Origin of the sequence: Mesorhizobium sp. M0119 (genome assembly GCF_040322615.1) — a bacterium.
GTDB lineage: Bacteria > Pseudomonadota > Alphaproteobacteria > Rhizobiales > Rhizobiaceae > Mesorhizobium.
The window spans coordinates 19,930-40,795 of the sequence record NZ_JAMYTU010000010.1; the positions used below are offsets into that span (position 1 = coordinate 19,930).

Annotated in this window: 17 protein-coding genes and 6 pseudogenes; 14 read left to right on the top strand and 9 right to left on the bottom strand. The window is 61.5% G+C overall.

Translation table 11 applies throughout. The features are described from left to right. Positions 1 to 6: 6 nt before the first annotated feature. From NKJ40_RS12115 to NKJ40_RS12135, 5 genes are all read right to left on the bottom strand, one after another. Positions 7 to 756 (bottom strand): amino acid ABC transporter ATP-binding protein, encoded by a 750-nt coding sequence (locus tag NKJ40_RS12115; RefSeq protein WP_352466289.1) that lies wholly within the window; start codon positions 754 to 756, stop codon positions 7 to 9. Between the two features lie 44 nt (positions 757 to 800). Beyond that, positions 801 to 1,856, bottom strand: a complete 1,056-nt coding sequence (locus tag NKJ40_RS12120; RefSeq protein WP_352453297.1) for an amino acid ABC transporter permease — start codon at positions 1,854 to 1,856, stop codon at positions 801 to 803. A gap of 39 nt (positions 1,857 to 1,895) precedes the next feature. After that, a complete protein-coding gene (locus tag NKJ40_RS12125; protein ID WP_352466290.1) occupies positions 1,896 to 3,011 on the bottom strand; it encodes an ABC transporter permease subunit in 1,116 nt (371 codons plus the stop codon). A 68-nt stretch (positions 3,012 to 3,079) separates the two neighbouring features. Beyond that, a complete protein-coding gene (locus NKJ40_RS12130) occupies positions 3,080 to 4,114 on the bottom strand; it encodes a transporter substrate-binding domain-containing protein (RefSeq protein ID WP_352466291.1) in 1,035 nt (344 codons plus the stop codon). A gap of 29 nt (positions 4,115 to 4,143) precedes the next feature. After that, positions 4,144 to 5,358 carry a trans-sulfuration enzyme family protein gene (locus tag NKJ40_RS12135; RefSeq protein ID WP_352453292.1) on the bottom strand — a complete coding sequence of 405 codons (1,215 nt, stop codon included), beginning with the start codon at positions 5,356 to 5,358 and terminating at the stop codon, positions 4,144 to 4,146. Positions 5,359 to 5,437: 79 nt separating this feature from the next. Here NKJ40_RS12135 and NKJ40_RS12140 point away from each other — a divergent pair, with 79 nt between their 5' ends. The 10 genes and pseudogenes from NKJ40_RS12140 to NKJ40_RS12190 all read left to right on the top strand — a co-directional run bounded on the left by NKJ40_RS12140 (position 5,438) and on the right by NKJ40_RS12190 (position 14,288). Beyond that, positions 5,438 to 6,334, top strand: coding sequence for a LysR family transcriptional regulator (locus NKJ40_RS12140; RefSeq protein WP_352453291.1), 897 nt, complete (start codon positions 5,438 to 5,440; stop codon positions 6,332 to 6,334). A 358-nt stretch (positions 6,335 to 6,692) separates the two neighbouring features. Beyond that, positions 6,693 to 7,406, top strand: a pseudogene (locus tag NKJ40_RS12145) (IS6 family transposase). A gap of 1,279 nt (positions 7,407 to 8,685) precedes the next feature. Next, positions 8,686 to 8,953: pseudogene (locus NKJ40_RS12150) on the top strand (hypothetical protein). Positions 8,954 to 9,302: 349 nt separating this feature from the next. Beyond that, positions 9,303 to 9,730: pseudogene (locus tag NKJ40_RS12155) on the top strand (UbiA family prenyltransferase); the annotation flags it as partial. 184 nt (positions 9,731 to 9,914) lie between these two features. Continuing rightward, on the top strand, positions 9,915 to 10,943 hold the full coding sequence (locus NKJ40_RS12160; RefSeq protein WP_352453290.1) for a sulfate ABC transporter substrate-binding protein: 1,029 nt from the start codon (positions 9,915 to 9,917) through the stop codon (positions 10,941 to 10,943). Next, a pseudogene (cysT, locus tag NKJ40_RS12165) lies at positions 10,940 to 11,686 on the top strand (sulfate ABC transporter permease subunit CysT); the annotation flags it as partial. The gene NKJ40_RS12160 and the pseudogene cysT, both read left to right, overlap by 4 nt. 47 nt (positions 11,687 to 11,733) lie before the next feature. Next, on the top strand, positions 11,734 to 11,892 hold the full coding sequence (locus NKJ40_RS12170) for a hypothetical protein (protein WP_352466292.1): 159 nt from the start codon (positions 11,734 to 11,736) through the stop codon (positions 11,890 to 11,892). Positions 11,893 to 12,023: 131 nt separating this feature from the next. Further along, on the top strand, positions 12,024 to 13,064 hold the full coding sequence (locus tag NKJ40_RS12175; protein WP_352466293.1) for a sulfate/molybdate ABC transporter ATP-binding protein: 1,041 nt from the start codon (positions 12,024 to 12,026) through the stop codon (positions 13,062 to 13,064). A 297-nt stretch (positions 13,065 to 13,361) separates the two neighbouring features. Then, positions 13,362 to 13,508, top strand: coding sequence for a hypothetical protein (locus NKJ40_RS12185; protein WP_352453916.1), 147 nt, complete (start codon positions 13,362 to 13,364; stop codon positions 13,506 to 13,508). Between the two features lie 177 nt (positions 13,509 to 13,685). Next, a complete protein-coding gene (locus tag NKJ40_RS12190; RefSeq protein WP_352466294.1) occupies positions 13,686 to 14,288 on the top strand; it encodes a sulfotransferase family protein in 603 nt (200 codons plus the stop codon). A gap of 166 nt (positions 14,289 to 14,454) precedes the next feature. Here NKJ40_RS12190 and NKJ40_RS12195 read toward each other — a convergent pair whose 3' ends face one another. From NKJ40_RS12195 to NKJ40_RS12210, 4 genes and pseudogenes are all read right to left on the bottom strand, one after another. After that, positions 14,455 to 16,281 (bottom strand): heavy metal translocating P-type ATPase, encoded by a 1,827-nt coding sequence (locus tag NKJ40_RS12195; RefSeq protein ID WP_352466295.1) that lies wholly within the window; start codon positions 16,279 to 16,281, stop codon positions 14,455 to 14,457. A gap of 281 nt (positions 16,282 to 16,562) precedes the next feature. After that, a pseudogene (locus tag NKJ40_RS12200) lies at positions 16,563 to 16,853 on the bottom strand (ABC transporter permease subunit); the annotation flags it as partial. A 58-nt stretch (positions 16,854 to 16,911) separates the two neighbouring features. Next, positions 16,912 to 17,100 (bottom strand): Tn3 family transposase, encoded by a 189-nt coding sequence (locus NKJ40_RS12205; protein ID WP_352452069.1) that lies wholly within the window; start codon positions 17,098 to 17,100, stop codon positions 16,912 to 16,914. Further along, positions 17,022 to 17,747, bottom strand: a pseudogene (locus tag NKJ40_RS12210) (Tn3 family transposase). Before NKJ40_RS12210 ends, NKJ40_RS12205 begins: the two are co-directional and overlap by 79 nt. Positions 17,748 to 17,813: 66 nt before the next feature. On the opposite strand from NKJ40_RS12210, the gene tnpA reads away from it, so the two are divergent. The 4 genes from tnpA to NKJ40_RS12230 all read left to right on the top strand — a co-directional run bounded on the left by tnpA (position 17,814) and on the right by NKJ40_RS12230 (position 20,856). After that, the gene (tnpA, locus tag NKJ40_RS12215; RefSeq protein WP_352466296.1) at positions 17,814 to 18,281 is read left to right on the top strand and encodes an IS66-like element accessory protein TnpA; all 468 of its coding nucleotides are present in this window, start codon (positions 17,814 to 17,816) and stop codon (positions 18,279 to 18,281) included. After that, positions 18,278 to 18,631, top strand: a complete 354-nt coding sequence (gene tnpB / locus NKJ40_RS12220; protein ID WP_352466297.1) for an IS66 family insertion sequence element accessory protein TnpB — start codon at positions 18,278 to 18,280, stop codon at positions 18,629 to 18,631. The genes tnpA and tnpB overlap by 4 nt, the downstream gene beginning before the upstream one ends. A gap of 48 nt (positions 18,632 to 18,679) precedes the next feature. Beyond that, entirely contained in the window at positions 18,680 to 20,254 is a 1,575-nt protein-coding gene (gene tnpC, locus NKJ40_RS12225; RefSeq protein WP_352466298.1) for an IS66 family transposase, read from the top strand. A gap of 71 nt (positions 20,255 to 20,325) precedes the next feature. Next, positions 20,326 to 20,856 carry a UPF0149 family protein gene (locus NKJ40_RS12230; RefSeq protein WP_352466299.1) on the top strand — a complete coding sequence of 177 codons (531 nt, stop codon included), beginning with the start codon at positions 20,326 to 20,328 and terminating at the stop codon, positions 20,854 to 20,856. Positions 20,857 to 20,866 lie beyond the last annotated feature (10 nt).

Sequence of the window (20,866 nt, forward strand, 5' to 3'; positions counted from 1 at the left end):
GGTTCGCTAGTTCAGGATCTGGGCAAGAAACAGTTTGCTGCGCTGGTGACGCGGATGCGAGAAGAATTCGGAGGGCGTGTTCATCTCGACGATCTCGCCCTGGTCCATGAAGACGACGCGGTCGGCGACCTGGCGGGCAAATCCCATCTCGTGCGTGACGCACAGCATCGTCATGCCATCGTCGGCCAGCGCGACCATGGTGTCGAGCACTTCCTTGACCATTTCAGGATCGAGGGCGGAGGTCGGTTCGTCAAAGAGCATGATCTTCGGGCTCATACAGAGCGCACGGGCGATGGCGACGCGCTGCTGCTGGCCGCCGGACAACTGGCCGGGATATTTATGCGCCTGGTCCGGGATCTTCACCCGCTCCAGATAGTGCATGGCGGTCTGCTCGGCTTGCCCGCGCCGCATCCTGCGCACCCAGATCGGCGCCAGTGTCAGGTTTTCCAGAATGGTCAAATGCGGGAACAGGTTGAAGTGCTGGAACACCATGCCGATGTCACTGCGGATTACGTCGATCTGCTTCAAATCGTTGCTGAGTTCGACGCCTTCGACGACGATCTGCCCCTGCTGATGCTCCTCCAGCCGGTTGATGCAGCGGATCATCGTCGACTTGCCCGAGCCGGACGGACCGCAGATCACCAGCTTCTCGCCGCGATGGACGGTCAGGTTGATATTCTTCAGCACATGGAAGTTTCCGTACCACTTATTCATGCCGGTCATTTGGATAGCGGGCGGAGCGCTGGGATCGGTCATGGACGGAGCGCGCGTTGGGGCGGACGATAACATCAAGGCATTTCCTAGTGAGCGGTCGGGCCGCGCCGCTCCAGGAAGTCGGCGAAGCGGGCGAACGAGAAGGAGAGCGCGAAGAAGATCGCGCCGATGAACAGGAATGTCTCGGCCGCCGGCGACGGCCAGTCCGGGTCAGCCAGCGCCGCTTTACCGGAGCTGATCAGGTCGAACAGGCCGACCACCAGGACAAGGCTGGTGTTCTTGATCATGACGATGATGGTGTTGGCCAGCGCCGGGATCGCCACCCGGATCGCCTGCGGCAGGATGACGAGATATTGCGTGCGCCAGAAGGGCAGGCCGAGCGCTGCCGCAGCCTCGTACTGGCCATTCGGGATGGCCTGCAGGCCGCCGCGGATCACCTCGGCGAGATAAGCCGCGGCGAAGATGGTGAGCGCGACCAGCGCGCGCACGAATTTGTCGGGCAACAGGGCCTCGGGCAGGAACAGCGGCATCATGATCGACGCCACGAACAGGATGGACAGCAGCGGTAGTCCGCGCACCGATTCTATCAGGACCACGGCGCCGATGCGTATCGCTGGCATGGTCGAGCGCCTGGCCAGCGCCAAGAGAATGCCGACCGGGAAGGCGACGCCGATGGCAACGACGGTGAGGATGAGCGTCACCGGCAGGCCGCCCCAGGACGAGGTCGGAACCTCGGTCAGGCCGATGCCGCCGCCCATCAGCCAGAAGATCAGCACGAACGCTGCCACCCAGAGCGCCAGCAGCCGCAGGGCCCAACTGGCGGGCCGCACCGACCAGGCAAGCAGCGCCAGGATGAGCAGGCAGACGATCGCCGGGCGCCAGCGTTCGTCGAGCGGATAGATGCCGAACAGCAACTGCCCGGACTTGGCGTAGATGAAGCTCCAGCAGGCTCCGGTGGCAACCCGGCAGGCGCCTGGATTGGGGTCGAACAGCACGGCGTCGATTATTAGCCAGCGCAGCATCGGCGGTACCGTGGCGACGAGCAGGACGCCGAACAACAGCGTCAGGGCGGCATTGAGCGGCGTGCCGAACAGGAGCTTGGCTGACCGCCGCAAGGCGCCGAAGCGGATCTGTCCTGGCATTGGCTCGGCCGGAAGGGAAAGAGACACGGCCTTCATAGTTCAGCGCTCCACGATGGCGATGCGACGGTTGTACCAATTGGCCGCGCTTGACAGGCTCAGGTTGAGGGCGAGATAGACGCCGAGGATGATGAAGACGCCCTCGATCGAATGGCTGGACTTGCTGATGATGGTGTTCATCACCGCAAGGAAGTCCGGATAGCCGACCGCGATCGCCAGCGTCGAATTCTTGACGACGTTGATGTATTGGCTGTTGAGCGGCGGGACGATCACCCGCAGCATCTGCGGGATGATGATCAGGCGCAATATTTTGCCGCGCGGCAGGCCGAGCGAATGACCTGCGTCCCACTGACCGCGGCCGACCGAAAGCACGCCGCCGCGCACGATCTCGGCGACGAAGCCGGTGGTGTAGATGGTCAGCCCGATGAGGATGGTACTGAGTTCGGGCGTCAGTTCCCGGCCACCCTTGAAATTCGACCCGGTGAAGGTCGGCCAGTCGACGGAGAACTTCGCGTCGGCAAGCCATAGTCCGGCAACGCCCACCGTGAGGATCGCCGGCGCGGCCAGCGGCGGCAACCATCCTCGTCGCGCCGCCGCCCAGCCGGCGGCCGCCAGTGCCAGGGCGAGAGCAATGACGAGCAATCCCTGGGTGGCGACGTCCATGCTGACGGCCGGCACCACAAAGCCGCGCATGGAGGCGTAAACACCGGGCAGGGGATTGAGCGCTTCGCCGACCGGCGGCAGCACCTTCCACCACAGCGAGTAGAGAAAGATCAGAAGCACGATCGGCGGTGAATTGCGTGCAACCTCCACCCATACGCGGCAGGTGCCCGCCGCCAGGGGATTGCTGCTCAGCCGGGTGATGCCGACGACGAGGCCGAGCGCGGATGAAAAGACGATGACGACCGCGGAGATGAAGACCGTATTGGCGAGCCCGGTCGCGATCGCCCAGTAATAGGGGTCCCGCGACTTGTAAGTGAGGATTGCTTCGGAGATGACGATCCTTGACGGCATCGTCAGGAAATCGAAGCCGATCGGGATGCCGCGTGCCCTGAGATTGGCGAAAGTCGTGCTGACGAGCAGGGCAGCGAAGGCGGCAGCCACGGCCACCAGGGCACACTGGATGATGATCGATCTGGTCTTGGCATCGCTCAGCATTTCGACCTCGACGGTTCGCGGCGTTGGCAGGGAAAGGGAACGGCGGGCGCGTCCCCTTCATGTGCAGCTCAATCCCAAGGGAAAGGATAGTTGAGGCCGCCGTCCTTCCACAACGCGTTCAGGCCGCGCTCGACCTTCAGCGGGCTGTCCTTGCCGAGATTGCGATCCCAGATCTCGGCGTAGTTGCCCATTTGTTTGATGACGTTGTAGGCCCACTTGTCGTCCAATCCGAGCGGCTTGCCGAAACCGGGCTCCTCACCCAGCACGCCTTTGACTTCCGGACTGCCCGAGGCAAGCTTTTCATCGACGTTTTGCGAGGTGATGCCGTTGGCCTCGGCCCAGAACAGGGCATTCAATGTCCAACGCACGACGTCGAAGAGTTGATCGTCGCCGCGGGCGACCGCGACGCCATTGGGTTCGGCGGCTTTGCCGACCTTGATGATGTCGTAGTCGTCCGGGTTCTTGGCCACCGCGGCACGCTGTCCTGCTGCCGCGGTGCCGTCGGTGACGTAGGAATCGCAGCGGCCGCCAAAGAAGGCGTCGCGCGCCTGAATGGTCGAGTCGTAATAGACTTTCTCCATCGCGATCCCGAACTCTTCCTCGGTTTCCTCGATCGCTTTCTCGGTCAGGCTACCACCGCCTTGCAGGCAGACGGTCTTTCCGTCCAGCAGTTTGGGCTCGGTAATATTGTCGGCCTTGCGCACGAGCATGCCGTCCGTGTCGTAGAGATTGATCCAGACGAAGCGGACAACCGTATCGCGACTGTAGGTGATGGTGGATGTGCGCGACAGAACGTCGATCTCTCCGGTCTGCAGCGCAGGAAAACGTTGGCCTGCGTTAAGCGGCACGTAACGGATCTTCTCCTTGTCGCCGAGGATGGCGACCGCGAAAGTGCGGCAGATATCGGAATCGAAGCCGCGATAATACCCCTTCTCGTCGGGCCGGGAGAGACCAGGCACGCCCTGGCTGGCGCCGCAGCTGACATAGCCGCGTTCCTTGATCTTGTTGATAACCGCCTGCGCGCTGGCGTCCACGGCGCCCGAAGTCAGGCTGGCCAATCCTATCGCCAGACCCGTGAGCCATTTCAGAACTTGATGTTTCATAGTCATTCCCCTTCTCGTTGAGGTTCTAATCATTCGGCGGCCTTGGCGTCGGCTGCTGCGGTTCCGTTGCGCCGGGCTTCATCAAAGAGTTCGAAGGCCTGGGAAAGGTCGGCCAGAAGATCTTCGAGCGCCTCAAGGCCGATCGACAGGCGCCAGACCGGGCCGGGCTTCAGCCAATCGAGGCTGGCGCGCCCTTTGCGCGGATCGCTGACGGCAATCAGCGAATGCACGCCGCCCCAGCTTGCGCCGAGCCTGAACAGCCGCAGGCTGCGCAGGACATCGGATTGCAGTGGCGCCAGTTCCGGCCGCAGCACGAAGGAGAACACGCCCGCCGATCCGGCGAAGTCACGCTTCCAGACCGCGTGGCCGGGATGGCCAGGCTCCGCGGGATGCAAGATCTGCGCGACTTCCGGGCGTTCCGATAGCCAGGCGAGGATCTTGCGCGCGGTGGCGTCGGCATGACGCACGCGCACCGGCATGGTCATCAGGCCACGCTCGCACAGCGCGCAATCCTCCGGCGAGACCCCGTAGCCGAGGAAGCGCGCCGTGTCCTTCAGGCGTCGGAACAGCGCCTCGTCGCGCACTGAGACTGAACCCATCAGGAGATCGCCATGGCCGCCGGCGTGCTTGGAAAGCGCCTGCATGGAGATGTCGACGCCATGAGCGAGCGGCTTGAACAGCAGATGCGAGGCCCAGGTGTTGTCGGCCGCGACGAGCACGCCGGCCTTGTGGGCCGCGGCTGTGATGGCGGGCACATCCTGGACTTCGAAGGTGGCCGAGCCAGGCGATTCTACCCAAACCAGCCGCGTTCTGCCGTCGATCATGGCCGCGATGCTTGCGTCCAGCCTTGCATTGTAGGAAACCGCCTCGATCCCGAGGGGGCCAAGAAAACGCTCTGCCATGTCGCGCGCCGGGCCATAGAGCGTCTCCGGGATCAGAACCCTTTCGCCGCCACGGCAGACAGCCATGGTCGCCAGCGTCATGGCCGCCATGCCCGACGGGACGACGAGGGCCCGCAATCCGCCTTCCAGCACGGCGATATGATCCTCGAGCTGCCGGCTGGTCGGTGTGCCGTAAAGTCCGTAGCTGAACCCGTCGTACAGACGCTCGACGCGACGCTCGAACGATTCCAGATCGTCAAAGACCACGGTCGAGGCTCGCTCGACCGGCATCGCCACCGCCTGAAACGGTTCCTCGGAGCGCTTGGGAGGATGGACATGTGAAGTGTCGTCGCGTCGGTTCATGGGCGAAACTTAGCGGGCTCATCCATTGCCATCTATGACCGCAGCGATAAAGTTAATTCGCTTTTGATATGGGCTGACTATGAACCTGCGCGACATCGATGTCTTCAACGCGATCATGATCACGCGCGGCGCCGGCGCGGCGGCCGCGCTGCTGGATACCTCGCAGCCGGCCATCAGCCGTTCGCTAGCCAAGCTAGAGGCCGAACTCGGCTTCAGGCTTTTCGACCGCATTCGTGGCAGGCTGGTGCCGACACGCGAAGGGGAGTTGTTCCATGCCGAGGTGAAAGCCAACCTGGTCGGGCTCGACCGGCTCAAGCTGCGGGCGGCCCAGATCAAGGAGGTCGGCACCGGTACCATCCGCGTCGCCTCCCTGTCGGCACTCGGGCATGGGCTGGTGCCGCGCGCCATCGTAGCGTTCTCGCACCGGCATCCGCAGGTGCGAATCAGCTATCAGGTCCGCACCTCCAATATCGTGCGCGACCTGGTCGCCTCTGGCAGTTTCGATATCGGGCTCGCGGCCGACGAGGTCGATACCAGCGGCGTGCTGCACAGCATCTTCACCACGCCGCGCGCCGTCTGTGTAATGCCGAAGAACCACCGGCTGGCGCGGAAGCAGATAATCACGCCGGCCGATCTCGCCGACGAGGCCTTCCTGGCATTGTCGCCGGAAGATACGGCTCGGCTCGCGATGGACAAGATCCTGGCCGCGCATGGGGTACGGCCGCGCATCCTGATCGAAACGCCCTACGGCCTGACCATCGCTATCCTTGCAGCGAAGGGCATGGGAATCGGCTTGGTCAATCCCTCCGTCATTGCGGACGGCATGATCGGCGGTATTTTGGCCAGGCCATTCGAGCCGGCCGTCAATTTCCGCGCGCTACTCCTGCGCCCGCCGGACGGCATCAATTCGACCTTGATCACCGACTTCATTGGCGAACTCTATGCCGCCCGCAATATGCTATCGAGCGAGGCATAGGCAATGTGGCTCGCCGCCTAAACATAGACGCGACCGGTCTTGCCTCAGTAAGGCGCGGACGTCCATGGCCTCACGCAGCCTCGCACGGCGCAAATTCGTGTTCGCCCTTTAGCCGGCTTCCTCGTTTGAAACCGGACGATCTCGGCGAACGCGGAGCTATCCTGCCAGAGAAATAGATGGCCACCTTCGAACATGCGCAAGGTCGCCCTCGGGAGTCTTCCCACCATGCATTCCTGAGATGACGGTAGAGCGATCCCGTCGTACCACCCGCCACCTATTAGAACTGGGCACCCGATTTGGTCCAGGCGCTCCCAGGGGCGTTGTCACGGTAACCGCGTGTCAGGGATCGCTGCGATAGATGCTGGGGACGAACACTTCGCAGATCAGCTACAAACGGCATCGGTTCCCACCCGAGATCATCGCCCACGCGGTGTGGCTGGATTATCGATTTCCGCTGAGCCTGCGTCGTGTCGAAGAAATGCTGCTGGAGCGCGGCATTGTCGTTTCCTACGAGACGATCCGTCGGTGGGGAAAGAAGTTCGGGCTGGACTACGCCCGGCGCCTGCGCCGCAAGCAGCCCAGTCGAAATGATATCTGGCACCTCGACGAAGTCGCCATCATGATCGCCGGCAAGAAGCATTGGTTATGGCGGGCCGTCAACCAGGACGGCTATGTGCTCGACGAGATCGGCTAGACCCGGCGCAACACTAAGGCCGCCAAGCGCGTGCTGACACGGCTGTTGAAGAAGCAGGGCCAGGTGCCGAAGCGCATGATCACCGACAAGCTCGGCTCCTATGGAGCAGCGCGGCGTCTAGTCATGACGGACATCGAGCACCGGTCGCACAAGGGCTTGAACAACAGAGCGGAGAATTCGCATGTGCCACTGCGAAAACGAGAGCGGATGATACAAGATTTTCGATCACCGGGGAGCCTCCAGCGTTTCGTCTCGACGTTCTCTGCAGTCCGCAATCTCTTCGTCCCGCCCCGTTCAAAACGCTCCGCCTTTCAAATCCATCTTCACCGCTTGAATGCCATGGCGCAATGGAAAGCTGCTGCCGGCGTGATCGCCTGAAATCATTCCCAAAAGTCACAACGACAGCCCATCTCCGTTTATGTGACATCACCTCTTGGGGTTGATGATGCTCCCGCGGGTCGAATAGAGGTCGCCAAAGAGGTAGCGGCGCCGTCTTTCCCGGCACAAACCAGCTCCTGCGCTCGTCGTTCCACCTCGCTCGCGGAAACGCCCCCGAAATCGCTCGACGGTCATTCGGTCATAAGGAAAGTTCGCCAAGGCACCGGGCGTGTCTTGTTTCTGAGGCGTAGAATGATGCTTGGATTCCTCCACGGTCGTGCCGTCAGCTGTTGGATCCGCAGAGCAACGTCCCGCCGGCCTAATGGTTCACACGCGAGCCAGAACTCTGGGCGCGCTGGGATTGGGCAGGCTAGTACTCCGTAATCATTCGGCGCGGCGGAGCGCAATTAGGAGTCTCACGAGTGCACCGTGGACTTGCGAAGCCCGTGAGCAAATCGCCGATGGCGGTAACGAATCCGGAAACTCGTCCCGGCTGCGTTGTTCAGCGCTGGCGCCTGATTCCTGGCCGAGGAACGCTTGCCGCGCCAACCCTGCAACCTAGATCACCTCGTGCTGCGCGACTTTATAGGCAGCACAGATTGCGCGAGCGATGGCCGAAAGATTTAAGGCAGAGATCTTGAAAACTTCCGCAGCTGAAATGGTACACGCTTACATTGCTAGACGGCACGCCTCCGTTCCGGCAAAGCTGCGAATCGCGGGGCCAATGGCAATCCGCAGGTCGGCGGGTTCGGGCAACGCTCATTGAAAAATGGGCCGCCGACTTTCCTTTTGGCTGTAAGCTCGCTTCATGGCGCTTGGACACGCTAGACTAACTCTAGCAATCAACTGTAGCGGCCACCTGAACGAGTAAGTAGCGCCATTACCGGACCCTCACCGCCGCTCTCAACAGCGGACCTTCGCTCTACGGCCGGAGTCGACCCGAAGACGACCTTGGCCCGCCGGGTCATGAATGGCAGCCCTACTCCCGCAACTGCCCTTTCCGACCCCCGCGCTGGATCCCCATATCTGCCACGCGGGCCCTTGCAGTTGTTGTCCGGCTGTTTGCGCATGTCACATGTCAATAGCCACAGCCGCGTGACCGCGATCCTGGTTCATTGAGGTCGAACCGTCCGGAAGAAACGCCCTCTCCGAATCGTTCTTCCGCGTCCTTAACGAAATAATTGACAGTCCAACCAAAACGGCGCTCCGTGGTTCGACGGGGATGGATCTTGGCACTCTTGGCGATGCCGGACTTCGCCGTCACGATAGGTAGGATGCAATGCCGACAGTCATTGGCCACCATAAACATCACAAAAGGAGCGAAGCACTGGCTCGACTCGCCGAAGCGCAAAGAGCTTTTTGGTCCGCTCGGCGTGACCAACATACGAACATTTGTAGATCCACAAAATCCGACCCGGGTGGCCGTTCTTATGGACGTTCCGGACATGGACGCCATGATGAAAGCTATGCAGAGCAAGGAAGCCGCGGATGCGATGGCCTTCGATGGAGTGGTGCCAGAGTCCTTGGTGATCCTGGTCGAATCGTAAAGGTGATTGCTCCGCTGGCCAAGGTTAGAAGGGTTTGCTCAGCGATTGCCGTGCGGTTCCGGTCATTCTGGAAAGCGCCCATTATTGGCGTAGAGCCCGCTGGGCACTGGCTTCAAGAGCCGGTCCTGCGCGTGAGCGCCGCCGTTGGTCTCGGTCGTGCCAAGATCAGCCGCTACAGCTTGCGCAACCTAATGCCGGCTCAGGTCCGCAAAGCAACTATTCCGCGCGTTCACGCTGGACTTCCGCTTGCCACCCCGAGGCTGCCATTGCGCGCATACGCAACGCTGCGAATTTGGCACTTCAACCGAACAGGAAAATGCCTTTCTCTGCGCGGGATTAAGATTACTTCATGGCGACTTCGAGCCGACCGGACCTGAGTGATATTCATAGAGGTGACTGGGTGGATCGCCGGCTGCCGCGTGCATGGCGGCCCTACACGCGGCTCGCGCGGCTGGATCGGCCAGTGGGCATATGGCTGACGTTGTTCCCTGTTGGGCCGCATTGATCCAAGCGGCACATGGTATCCCCGCCGTTCAGCAATTGGCGCTATTCACCCTTGGCGCGTTTCTGATGAGAAGCGCCGGGTCCACGATCAATGACATTGCCGATCGCAGGTTCGACGGCCACGTTGAGCGGACCCGCTTTCGCCCTCTGGCAAGCGGCCAGATCGGCATGGTCCCAGCAATCGCCTTTCTGGCAATTCCGCTTGCGCTTGCGGCGTCGCTCCTGCTCTTCCTGACGCCCTACACGCGCCTGATCGCCACTTGCGTATTGCCGAAGGGCTGGCGGTTTCTAGTTATCGCGTCCGGGAGCCCAGGATCCCGAGTCACGTTATGTGAGGAAAAACATTCCTCATTTAGGGTGAAATAGGCGAGAAATTGCTTCACTAGGCCAAAAAAGGCAACATTGATCTAAATTCTATCAATTCGGTAGATTTGACGCGAGTTCAACGGAGGCGGAAATGACCAAACCTCATTTCATGAAACTGCTCGGCGCACTGGTCGCCACATCTGTCCAGTTCGGCACGCTCGGTTTCGCGTTTGCCGATACCACCATTCTCAACGTGTCCTATGACCCGACGCGTGAGCTCTACAAGCAATTCGATGAGGCTTTCACCGCCCACTGGAAGTCCGAGACCGGCGAGACCGTCGCCGTCCAGCAGTCGCATGGGGGATCGGGCGCTCAGGCTCGCGCGGTAATCGACGGCCTCGACGCCGACGTGGTGACGCTGGGGCTGCAAGGCGACATCGACGCGATCGTCTCGAAAACGAAGAAGATCAATCCCGACTGGCGGACGAAGTTCGAGAACAATTCGGCGCCTTATACCTCGACCATTGTCCTCCTCGTCCGCAAAGGCAACCCCAAGGGCATTCACGATTTTGGCGATCTCACAAAGGACAGCGTCCAGGTGATCACGTCCAATCCCAAGACCTCCGGTGGTGGCCGGTGGGCCTACCTCGCGGCCTGGGCCTGGGCCAACACCAACGATGGCGGCGATGAAGCCAAGACCAAGGAATTCGTCGGCAACCTCTATTCCCATGTTCCGGTGCTTGACACCGGCGCGCGTGGCTCGACCGTGACCTTCGCGCAAAAGGGCCTGGGCGACGTGCTGATCGCCTGGGAAAACGAGGCCTATCTGGCGCTGGACGAGTTCGGCGCCGATCAGTTCGAAATCGTCATCCCGCCGACCTCGATCCTGGCCGAGCCGCCGGTCGCCGTTGTCGACGCCAATGTCGATGCCAAGGGCACACGGAAAGTTGCCGAAGCCTATCTGGGCTATCTCTATTCCAAGGAAGGCCAGACGATCATCGCCAAGAACCACTACCGTCCGGCGAAGCCCGACCTGGTGCCTGCGGAGGATCTCGCCAAACTGCCGGAAATCAAGCGGATCAGCATCGACGATCCAATTTTCGGCGGATGGATGAAGGCGCAGCCTTACCATTTCGGCGACGGTGGTATATTTGACCAGATCTATAAGCCGGCCCAATAGCATTTAGATCAGGACGACATGACCACAGCACGCCCGCCAAGGCGGGGTGGCGGTTCAGACAGCCGAGCGTCATTCCGGGTTTCGGATTGACGCTCGGCTTCTCGCTTGCCTTCCTCACCCTCCTCATTCCGCTGTCCGGGCTGATCTGGCGCTCGGCGGCGCTCGGCTGGACCGACTTCTGGGCGATCGTCACCGATCGCCGCACCATCAACGCGCTTGAAATCAGCTTCGGCACCGCCTTCATTGCCGCCGCTGTCAACGTCGTCTTCGGCACGATCGTCGCGTGGGTGCTGGTGCGCTACAGCTTTCCAGGCCGCCGCATCGCCGATGCCATGGTCGACCTGCCCTTCGCGCTGCCGACAGCGGTGGCCGGCATCGCACTGACCACGCTTTACGCACCGAACGGCTGGATCGGAAGCCTGCTGATGCCGCTCGGCATCAAGGTCGCGTATACGCCGCTTGGCATCGTCATCGCGTTGATCTTTATCGGCCTGCCTTTCGTCGTTCGTACCGTGCAGCCGATCATGGAGGAGATCGACAAGGAGGTGGAGGAAGTGGCCGCAACGCTCGGCGCCAATCGCTTCCAGATCATCAGCCGCGTCCTGCTTCCCGGACTGGCGCCGGCCATCGTCACCGGTTTCGCGCTGGCCTTCGCGCGCGGCGTCGGCGAGTACGGTTCCGTCATCTTCATCGCCGGCAACCTGCCGTTCAAATCCGAGATCGCGCCGCTTCTGATCGTCATCGCGCCATCTCGGTCGTGTCGGGCCACATACGCGGGCTAACCAACACCATGCCGCTGCATGTTGAAATCCTTTATAACGAGTACAATGCCGCCGCCGCCTTTGCCGTCGCTTCGCTGCTTGCCGGCCTGGCGCTCGTCACGCTGGTCTTGAAAACACTTCTCGAGATGCGCTACGGCGCCGAGATCGCCGCGACGCGCGGACACTGACAAATGCATGTCGCCCAAAAGTGTGTAGCGGTTTTTGGACAACGACATGCATAAAACAAAGATTTGATGTCGCCCAAAAGTGGGAACCGGTTTTGGGATAACGGCATGCATCAACTACAAAAGGGATTTGCATGGAAGTTCGCGTTGCCAACGTGCGCAAGGAGTTTGAGCGGTTTCCGGCCCTCCGCGACGTTTCGCTCGACATCAAGTCGGGAGAACTGATCGCCCTGCTGGGACCTTCCGGTTCCGGCAAGACGACGCTGCTCAGGCTGATTGCCGGCTTGGAGCGGCCGACCCGCGGAAAGATCTTCTTCGGCGAAGAGGATGCCTCTCAAAAGTCGATTCAGGAGCGCAATGTCGGCTTCGTCTTCCAGCACTACGCGCTGTTTCGCCATATGACGGTCGCCGACAATATCGGCTTCGGACTCAAGGTCCGGCACGGGCCGTCACGCCCGTCGGCGAAGGAAATCCGCCGCCGCGCCTTGGAACTTCTCAACCTCGTCCAGCTTTCCGGTCTGGAAAAACGCTATCCGGCGCAGCTTTCGGGCGGCCAGCGCCAGCGCGTGGCGCTGGCCCGCGCCATGGCGATCGAACCGGCCGTGCTTTTGCTCGACGAGCCGTTCGGCGCGCTCGATGCCCAGGTGCGCCGCGAACTGCGCCGCTGGCTGCGCGACATCCACGACGCCACCGGCCATACCACGGTCTTTGTCACCCATGACCAGGAAGAGGCGCTGGAGCTTGCCGACCGCGTCGTGGTGATAAGCCAGGGCCGCATCGAGCAGGTCGGCACCGCCGACGAGATCTACGATACCCCGAACTCGCCCTTCGTTTATGGCTTTATCGGCGAATCGAGCTCGATCCCGGTCAAGGTCGAGGACGGCCAGGTCTGGATCGCCGACCGCCCGATCGGGCTCTCCGCGCCGCACGCACCGCAAGGCGAAGCGACATTGTTCTTTCGCCCGCACGATGTCGAACTGGTGGACGAATGCAACGGCTGCATCGCCGGCACGGTCGCCGCCAGCCGCCGCGTCGCCGGCACCAGGCGGGTCGAGCTCGAAATCGGCGGCGAACGCCAGCGGGTCGAGATCGAATTGCCCGTCGACCATCCGGCGGCGCAGAAAACTCGAGTGGCTTTTAGGCCGCGGCGCTGGAAGCTTTTTCCGGCTGGTTGATTACGAGGCGATTACCAACTTGTGCACAACAAGACGTTTCGGCCCCGCTCTTTCAACGCGCCTTAGCGAGAGCGCAAGGGTCATCGGATTTTTCGGGGAAGCCGCAAAGCCGTAGTGCTCGTAGAAGGCTTTCGCTTCGTCCGATATGGCATGAACAAGAAGGCCGCGAATCCCGAGGTCGTCGCGGCGTAACGCGTGCGCAGAACGGTGTCTTGCAACAGCGCGGCGCCTAACCCGTGCCTTGCCAGCTTGTGTCCACGCTGCTCGAATGTCGCGCGGTATACGTCGAGCAGCCTGATGGAGCAGGTCTGCACGGCCTTGCCGTTCAAGATGGCTTTGGTGGACCGCGATCACGTTCCCGGCGGAAACTCGCTGTCGGTTGTCTCCCATCCTTTGATGGGCATCCACGTCATCGACCGGAGCAAGCGCTGCGTCAGCGGATAGTGGTGTCGATCCACGCGTCTTCGCCACAGCGGCGCCAGGAGCCACCATTCCCGGCGCTTCTCCAATACTGACCTTCGCGCGCTACGGCTTGACGCGATTCGGAGCTGACCTTCAAAGATATAGCGAATTAAAGAAAACAGCGGTATTTTGACCGATTGAAATCTCCTTGGGGTGCTCATGGCTCTAGATGTCATTGGTGCAGGCATGGGTCGCACTGGCACATATTCGCTGAAGCTCGCGTTGGAGCATCTTGGGTTCGGGCCGTGTCATCACATGGCAGATGTCCACGCCAATCCCGAGCAGAAGGCGCTGTGGCGCGCCGCCGGCCAGGGACAACTCCCGACCTGGGATGCGGCATATGCCGGCTATCTTTCCGCGGTCGATTGGCCAACGGCGCATTTTTGGCGCCAAGTGAGTGACCACTACCCTCATGCAAAGGTTATCCTGACAGTTCGTGACCCGGAAGCCTGGTATGACAGCATGGCGCAAACAATAGGGCTCACGATGGATGCTGCTACCAATGATCCACAGTCCTTTGGTGTGGCGGTGGTTGGAAACGCTGTCTTTGGCGGTCGATTTGATAACCGTGATCACGCAATCGCTGTCTATGAAGCACATAACGCTTCCGTGAAATCAACGCTGCCGCCTGAACGCCTTCTCACGTATCAAGTCTCCGAAGGATGGGAGCCGCTTTGTGCCTTTCTCGATGTACAGTTGCCTTCCGAACCGTTTCCACGCACCAATTCGACTGCCGAATTTCGTGCTCGCATAGGGCGCTGAACGGCGGTTTTCCACCCCCGGCCGGACCTTCCCGAGCCTCATCAGGCAATCTGATCTATGAACGCGCCAACCGACCACATGCGCCAGTAGCAGTCATCCGATCGGACGAATCGAATGACCGCTTTGGCTAGTTCGGTTCGAAGCCTTAGGCTTCAAAGAGATGCGCTTAAACATCTTGGATTCGAACGCGCAGCAGTTTTGCCGAATTCAGGAACACCAGGACATCTGGCCCCAAGTGCAAAATCGCTGCCTGGATAGGACCGATCCAGCCCATCAGCGCTGCGGTAATGCCCAAAACATGCACAACACCAACGCCGACGAAGATATTCTCCTGAATTGTCCGGTAAGCGCGTCGCGCAATCGCGCGGGCGCTGACAATTCTTGCCAGGTCATCCTTCATCAATGCGATATCGGCGGCTTCCAGCGCTGCCTGCGTGCCGCCGCCCCCCATCGCAATGCCGACATCGGCGCGTGCCAGCGCCGGCGCGTCGTTGATCCCGTCGCCGACCATCGCCACGCGATGGCCCTGCTTTTGCAATTCGGCGATGGCGGCGACCTTGTCCTGCGGCATCAGATTGGCACGCACTTCATCCATGCCGAGCTCGTTGGCGATGGTCCGCGCTGTGGCCTCATTGTCACCCGTCACCATCACCATGCGCTTGACCCCGGTTGCACGGAGCTTTGCCAGCGCTTCGCGCGCACCTGGTCGCAATGTGTCGGCAATAAAAATCACGCCAGCGAATTTCCCATCGACCGCGACGTGAACCGGCGTCTGTCCGCCCTTTTCGATCGCATCGGAAAGCGGCACGCCGGCCTCGCGCAACAACAATGCATTCCCGACCAGCACGGTGCGTCCGGAGACCGTCGCCTTCACACCGCGCGCCTGCAACTGCTCGTACTGCTCCGGTTCCGGGACATCGATTTTCATCCGGGCGGCATAGTTGACGACCGCTTTCGCCAAGGGGTGAGCGGAGCGCCGATCGGCGGCGGCGGCAAGGCTGATCAGATCAGCTTCCGAAAGCGTGCCGTCCTGCATCTCCACGCCGACAACCTCGGGCTTGTTCGCCGTCAGGGTGCCTGTCTTGTCGAACACCAGGACGTCGACCTTGGCCAAAGACTCCAGATAGACGCCCCCCTTGACCAGAATTCCACTGCGTGCGGCTCGCGCAATGGCTGCGATAATCACCAGAGGAGTCGCCAATCCGAGTTCGGCAGGTGATGTGAAAATCAGCAGAGTGACGATCATCCGAACGTCGCGGGTATAAAGATAAACCGCAACGAGGAAGATCAGCACGACCGGGATCAGCCATGACGCGACCTTATCCGCCAGTTTCTGGACGGGTGCCTTTTCCGCTTCGGCATTCTCGACCAGACTGATGATGCGGGCAAAGGTGGTGTCGGCACCAACCTTCTCGGTCTCGATGTCGAGGGCGCCGGATTCGACGATGGTTCCGGCAAAGACATCGGCGCCATCGCTCTTGTCCTTGGGAATGCTCTCTCCTGTGATCGATGCTTCGTTGACCGAAGCCGCTCCACCGACGACGGTGCCGTCGACCGGGATCTTCTCGCCGGCCCGCACCAAGACAACGTCGCCCGCGCGCAAATTCTCGATCGGGACCATGCGTTCGCCACCTGCGTCCCGCACAAGCGCCACCTGCGGCACTGAGCCGATCAGGTCTTTGATCGAGGCTCGCGCTCGTTCCATATTCAGATCGGCGATGAACTCCGCGATCAAAATGATCACCATGAGGACCGCGCCGGCGACGGTCTCGCCTCCGCTCAGCGCCACCACCGTGGCAATGGTGACGAATATTTCGGTACCGATCTTGCGCTCTTTTACGAGATCAACGGCGCCGGTTTTGACAAGCGGATACAAGCCGATGGCAACCGCCACCCACAAGGCTTGTATTGGAATGAGCTGCTGCCAATACAGCAACGCCATCAAGCCGGTAAAAATGATGCGCGCGACTTCGGTCCAGCGTTCGCGCGTCATCAACACTCGCCAACCCGATGGAACCGTCTTAGGCGCCGGCTCAACGCTTTCGGTGGCTGCTGTCTCGGATTTCATGATTGGCTCGCTATCTCGGATTGCGGTCTTGAGTTGAAGCATGAGCGCATCAGGCCCCCGCGGCGGATAGTCCTGTCCAGCCATGGTATCCGACATAGAGGCCAACGGCGATGAGAAATAGCGCGCCCAGCGCGCGCGACGGTCGGCGGCCCCTACCGTGACGAGAGTAATCCCGAAGCTTGGCGATCCTGTCCCACATGCATGCCTCACGTCCACACCCGGAGGGATTGCTCCAGCCTGTCGGCGATCTGTATGACGACATAGGCGATCACCATGTAGATCACGACGGCAATCACAAAGGCTTCGAGGTAGTAGAAGTTCAGCGCGGCGATCAGTTGGGACTGCGCGAAGATATCGACGACCTCGATGGCGAATCCGAGTGAAAGCGCCTTCATGATGACCATCATCGAGGTGGTCAGCTCGGGAATTGCCGTGAGGGCCACCTGGGGAAATAGGACCCGTCGGAACAGTTGGCTGCTTGTGTAACCCAGCGAGTAGGGGGTCGGAACAAGAACCGTTCCCAGCGACACGCTAACGTCGAACGGAGCATGAACGTCATGCGGCGTGGCGTAACCGAGCCGGAAGTCTGAGCGAACGGAATCCTTCAGGCATCTGATGTTCTGCATCCCAGGTGTAGATGCCGGTCAGGTTGATGTGCTCCCAACTCAGCCGCGATACGTGCTTGAGCAGATGATCCGGAATCTCGCGATGCGTTTTGCGTAAGTAGGTAAGGGCCCGTTCGATATAGACCGCATTCCTACGATCGCACTGACGACGAGGTTGAGGCCGGAGGCGCGGAACGCCTGGCTTTCGAAGGACCGGTCACGGATTTCACCACGCTCGTGGAAGAAAACGGCGCGCTTCAGCTTATGCGCAGCCTCACCCTTGTTGAGGCCGGCCTGGCAACGCCGCCGAACTTGAGTACCATTCGATCATGAACAGCGATCGCTCGACCCGGCCGAGTCCCGTAGCGCTCGTGCGAGTTGGCTTTCCTTCGGAGATGCGGATAGTTTCTTCAGGATCGTGGCCGGCACTACGGATCGCGTGGTGATCGACGCCGCCAGATGGAGGAGATCATCCCAGTGCTCGAGGATCAGGGTGGTGTTGATCGGCGCCCCGATGTGGTTCGACAGCGCCGGGTATGCATCGCCTTTCTCGAACGTGTGGAACTTCCGGTCCTTGAGGTTGCGCAGTCGCGGCGCGAAGCGTTTGCCTATGAGGGCGAACAGACCGAAGATGTGATCACTCGCGCCACCCCTATCGGTAAAGTGTTCCTGGATGTCGAGGACCGTGTCCTGATCGAATAGCCCATCGAGCACATAAGCAGCCTCACTTTCGGTCGGACTGATGGGCAGAATGCTAAAGTAGCGTGAGCGTGACGAGCACCCCATCTTGCCTGAGGGCTATGCACTGGGGAGATTTGCCGCCTGATTTGCGGCAGCGAGGAGCGCAGGCGCATGGAGTGGGAGGACCCTGATGCCAGTCATCAAGACAGTCATCAAGGCAGGCATGAAGAGGGTCACTATCGCCGGGTCGAGGTGATCACAGGCCGGCGGAAACGGCGCAGCTGGACGCCGGCGGAGAAGGCGCGGATTGTTGCGGAAAGCGCGGAGCCGGGCGCCAACATCTCGGCTGTCGCGCGGCGTTGGGGGATCAATCGAGGTCTTCTTTCGGTCTGGCGACGGCACGTGGGGCTGGTGCAGGCGAAAGCGGCTGCGGAGACGACGCCAGCCCTGCAGTTTGTGCCAATTACGATCGCGGGCGAGGAGCGACAGCTCGAGCATAGTGACGCACGGAATAAGGAGGCGCCCAGGTCGACCGGTCGGATCGAGCTCGAGATCGGTGAAAGCCGCCTCGTCCTGACGGGTTCGGTCGATCCGGCCCTGGCGGCCGCCATCGTGGGTGCCTTGCGTGTGCCGCAGTGATTGCGCTAGCCGGCGACGTGAAGGTGGTGGTGGCGACGCAGCCGGTCGACTTCCGCCGCGGCATCAATGGCCTTGTTGCCCTGGTCGCCTCGGCTCTTGCAGCCGATCCCTATTGCGGTGACGTCTTTGTCTTCCGCCCCAAGCGCGGCGACAGATTGCGCCTTCTTTTTTGGGACGGAAGCGGCATGGTTCTGGCCTCGAAATGGCTCGAATCGGGGCGCTTCACCTGGCCGCCGATCCGCGACGGCCAGGTCCGGCTGACGCGCGAGGAGTTCGCCCTTCTGGTGGCTGGCCTCGACTGGACGAGGGTGGCGAAGAAACACGTCAAAAGACCGGTCAGAGCGGCGTGAAGTGACTGGATTTGCTTGAAGATTCGGGGTCGCCTGGTAGGGTTGATCATGTCGCCCCGCCCTGATTCGTTGCCATCGGATCCTGCCGAATTGCAGAGAATGGTTCTGGCTCTTAAAGCCGAGAACGCGGAGCTGCGCGTCTATGCCGATCTGCTTCGGCAGATGATCTTCGGGGTAAAATCGGAGAAGCTGGCCGTGCTCGATCCGGTGCAGATCGCGCTCGATCTCGGTGACCTCTGCGAGGTGCCGGCCGCGGCCAACGACGATGCCGTCGAAGACAAGGATCGGCCGCGACGCAAGCACCGGTCGGCGTCGCGCAACATGGGTGCCCTGCCGAAGCATCTGCCGCGCTGCGAGGAAGTGATCGAGCCGCAGAGCGCGGTCTGCTCGTGTTGCGAACTTCCCCTCCATCGCATCGGCGAGGATGTCAGTGAGGCCCTCGATATCGTTCCGGCACTGCTACGCGTGATCCGCACGATCCGGCCCAAATACGCCTGCCGGGCCTGTGAGGCCCATGTCGTCCAGGCGCCGGCGCGAGCGCGAGTAATGGACGGGGGCATGGCGACGACGGCCCTGATGGCGCATGTGGTCGTCTCCAAGTTCGCCTGGCATCTTCCTCTCTATCGCCAGTCGCAGATCTTCTCGGGTTACGGCATCAATCTCGACCGTGGCACGCTCGGCGGCTGGGTCGGACGGGCCGCCTGGTGGCTGAGGCCGCTTTACGATCGCCTGCTTGCCTTCATCCGCTCGCAGCCGCGGGTGTTTTGTGACGAAACGCCTCTGCCGCGACTTGATCCGGGACGCAAGCGGACGAAAGTCTGCCAGTTGTGGGCGCAGGCCGTCGATGATCGTCCCTGGCAGGGACCGGCACCGCCGGCAGTCGGCTATGTGTTTGCAGAAAGCCGGGGAACCGGAGAGATCGAGGCACAGCTTTCAACATTCGACGGCATTCTGCAGGTCGATGGCTATGCGGCCTACAAGAGCCTGGCGAAGCGGCGGCGCAAGAGCAATATCGCACCCTTGCAGCTTGCCTTTTGTCTGGCCCATGCTCGGCGCAAGTTCGTCGAGGTGGTCAAGACGACGGGCTCGAGCGAGGCGCTGGCGGTGGTCGCCGCTATTGCCGAGATCTACCGGATCGAGGAATGCATCCGCGGCATGAGCGCCGAGCAGCGCCTGTCGGTGCGCAAGGCCGAGAGCGCTCCGCTCATGGCGGCACTGAAGGAGCAGTTGGAGATGCTGATCGATGAGGTCTCGGCCAAGTCGTCGCTCGGCAAGGCCATTGCCTACACGCTGGCGCATTGGCATGGGCTGATCGCCTTCCTCGAGGACGGCCGGATCGAAGTCGACAGCAACGTTGTCGAGCGTTCGCTCAAACCAGTTTGCCTGACGAGGAAGAATAGCCTCTTTGCCGGATCCGCTCGCGGTGGCGAGACATGGGCGGTGCTGGCATCACTGGTCAACTCGGCACGGCTCAATGGTCTCGATCCCGAAACCTGGCTCGCCGACGTGCTCGAGCAGATCGTCTCGGGTTTCATTCCGGTCAATCGGCTCGACGAGCTCTTGCCGTGGAATTGGAAGGCGGACCGGGAAGCACGGGGCCAACTGGAGCGTGTGGCGGCATGATCGCTCGTCGGTCAAGGGGGCCCGTCGCCGCTCGGCCCGCTGCGGCGTCCTCGATTGCGCCTTCGCGCCCGATGCTGGACGATGCGGCCTTCGAGACGTTCCTGCACAAGCAGCGGCCGCATCCGCCGGTCTTCGGCATGGATGGGCTCGACGGCTATCTGACTGCGCTCATCATCGGTCCGCGCTTTATCGACCCGCGCCAATGGATTCCTTTGTTTGCAGGCGAGCAAGCGTTGATGGCGCTCGAAGGTACAACCGAGGCGCTCGCCGTTCAGACGCTGGTTGCCAACTATAACCGGATCTCGGTCGGGCTCGGCGAAACGCCGGAGACCTGGCGTCCGCGCCTTGCGCGACAGCAGGACGGCACATTCGACGCCTTCGAATGGTCGACCGCCTTCCTGCTTGCCACCGGCTACGCCACAAGGCTCTGGCGCCCCGTTCTCCACGGCCATGCCAAGACCGGCGACATCATCGCCCCGATCCGGGATACAACGGGGCTGAACTCCCGTCTCGACGACGCGGGCGTCGCAGCCGTTGCAAAGGCGGTCGTCGCCATCCGCTCGTACTTCATGCCCAAGCGGGTCAAAGCGGCCCGCATCTGAATCCTGCCTC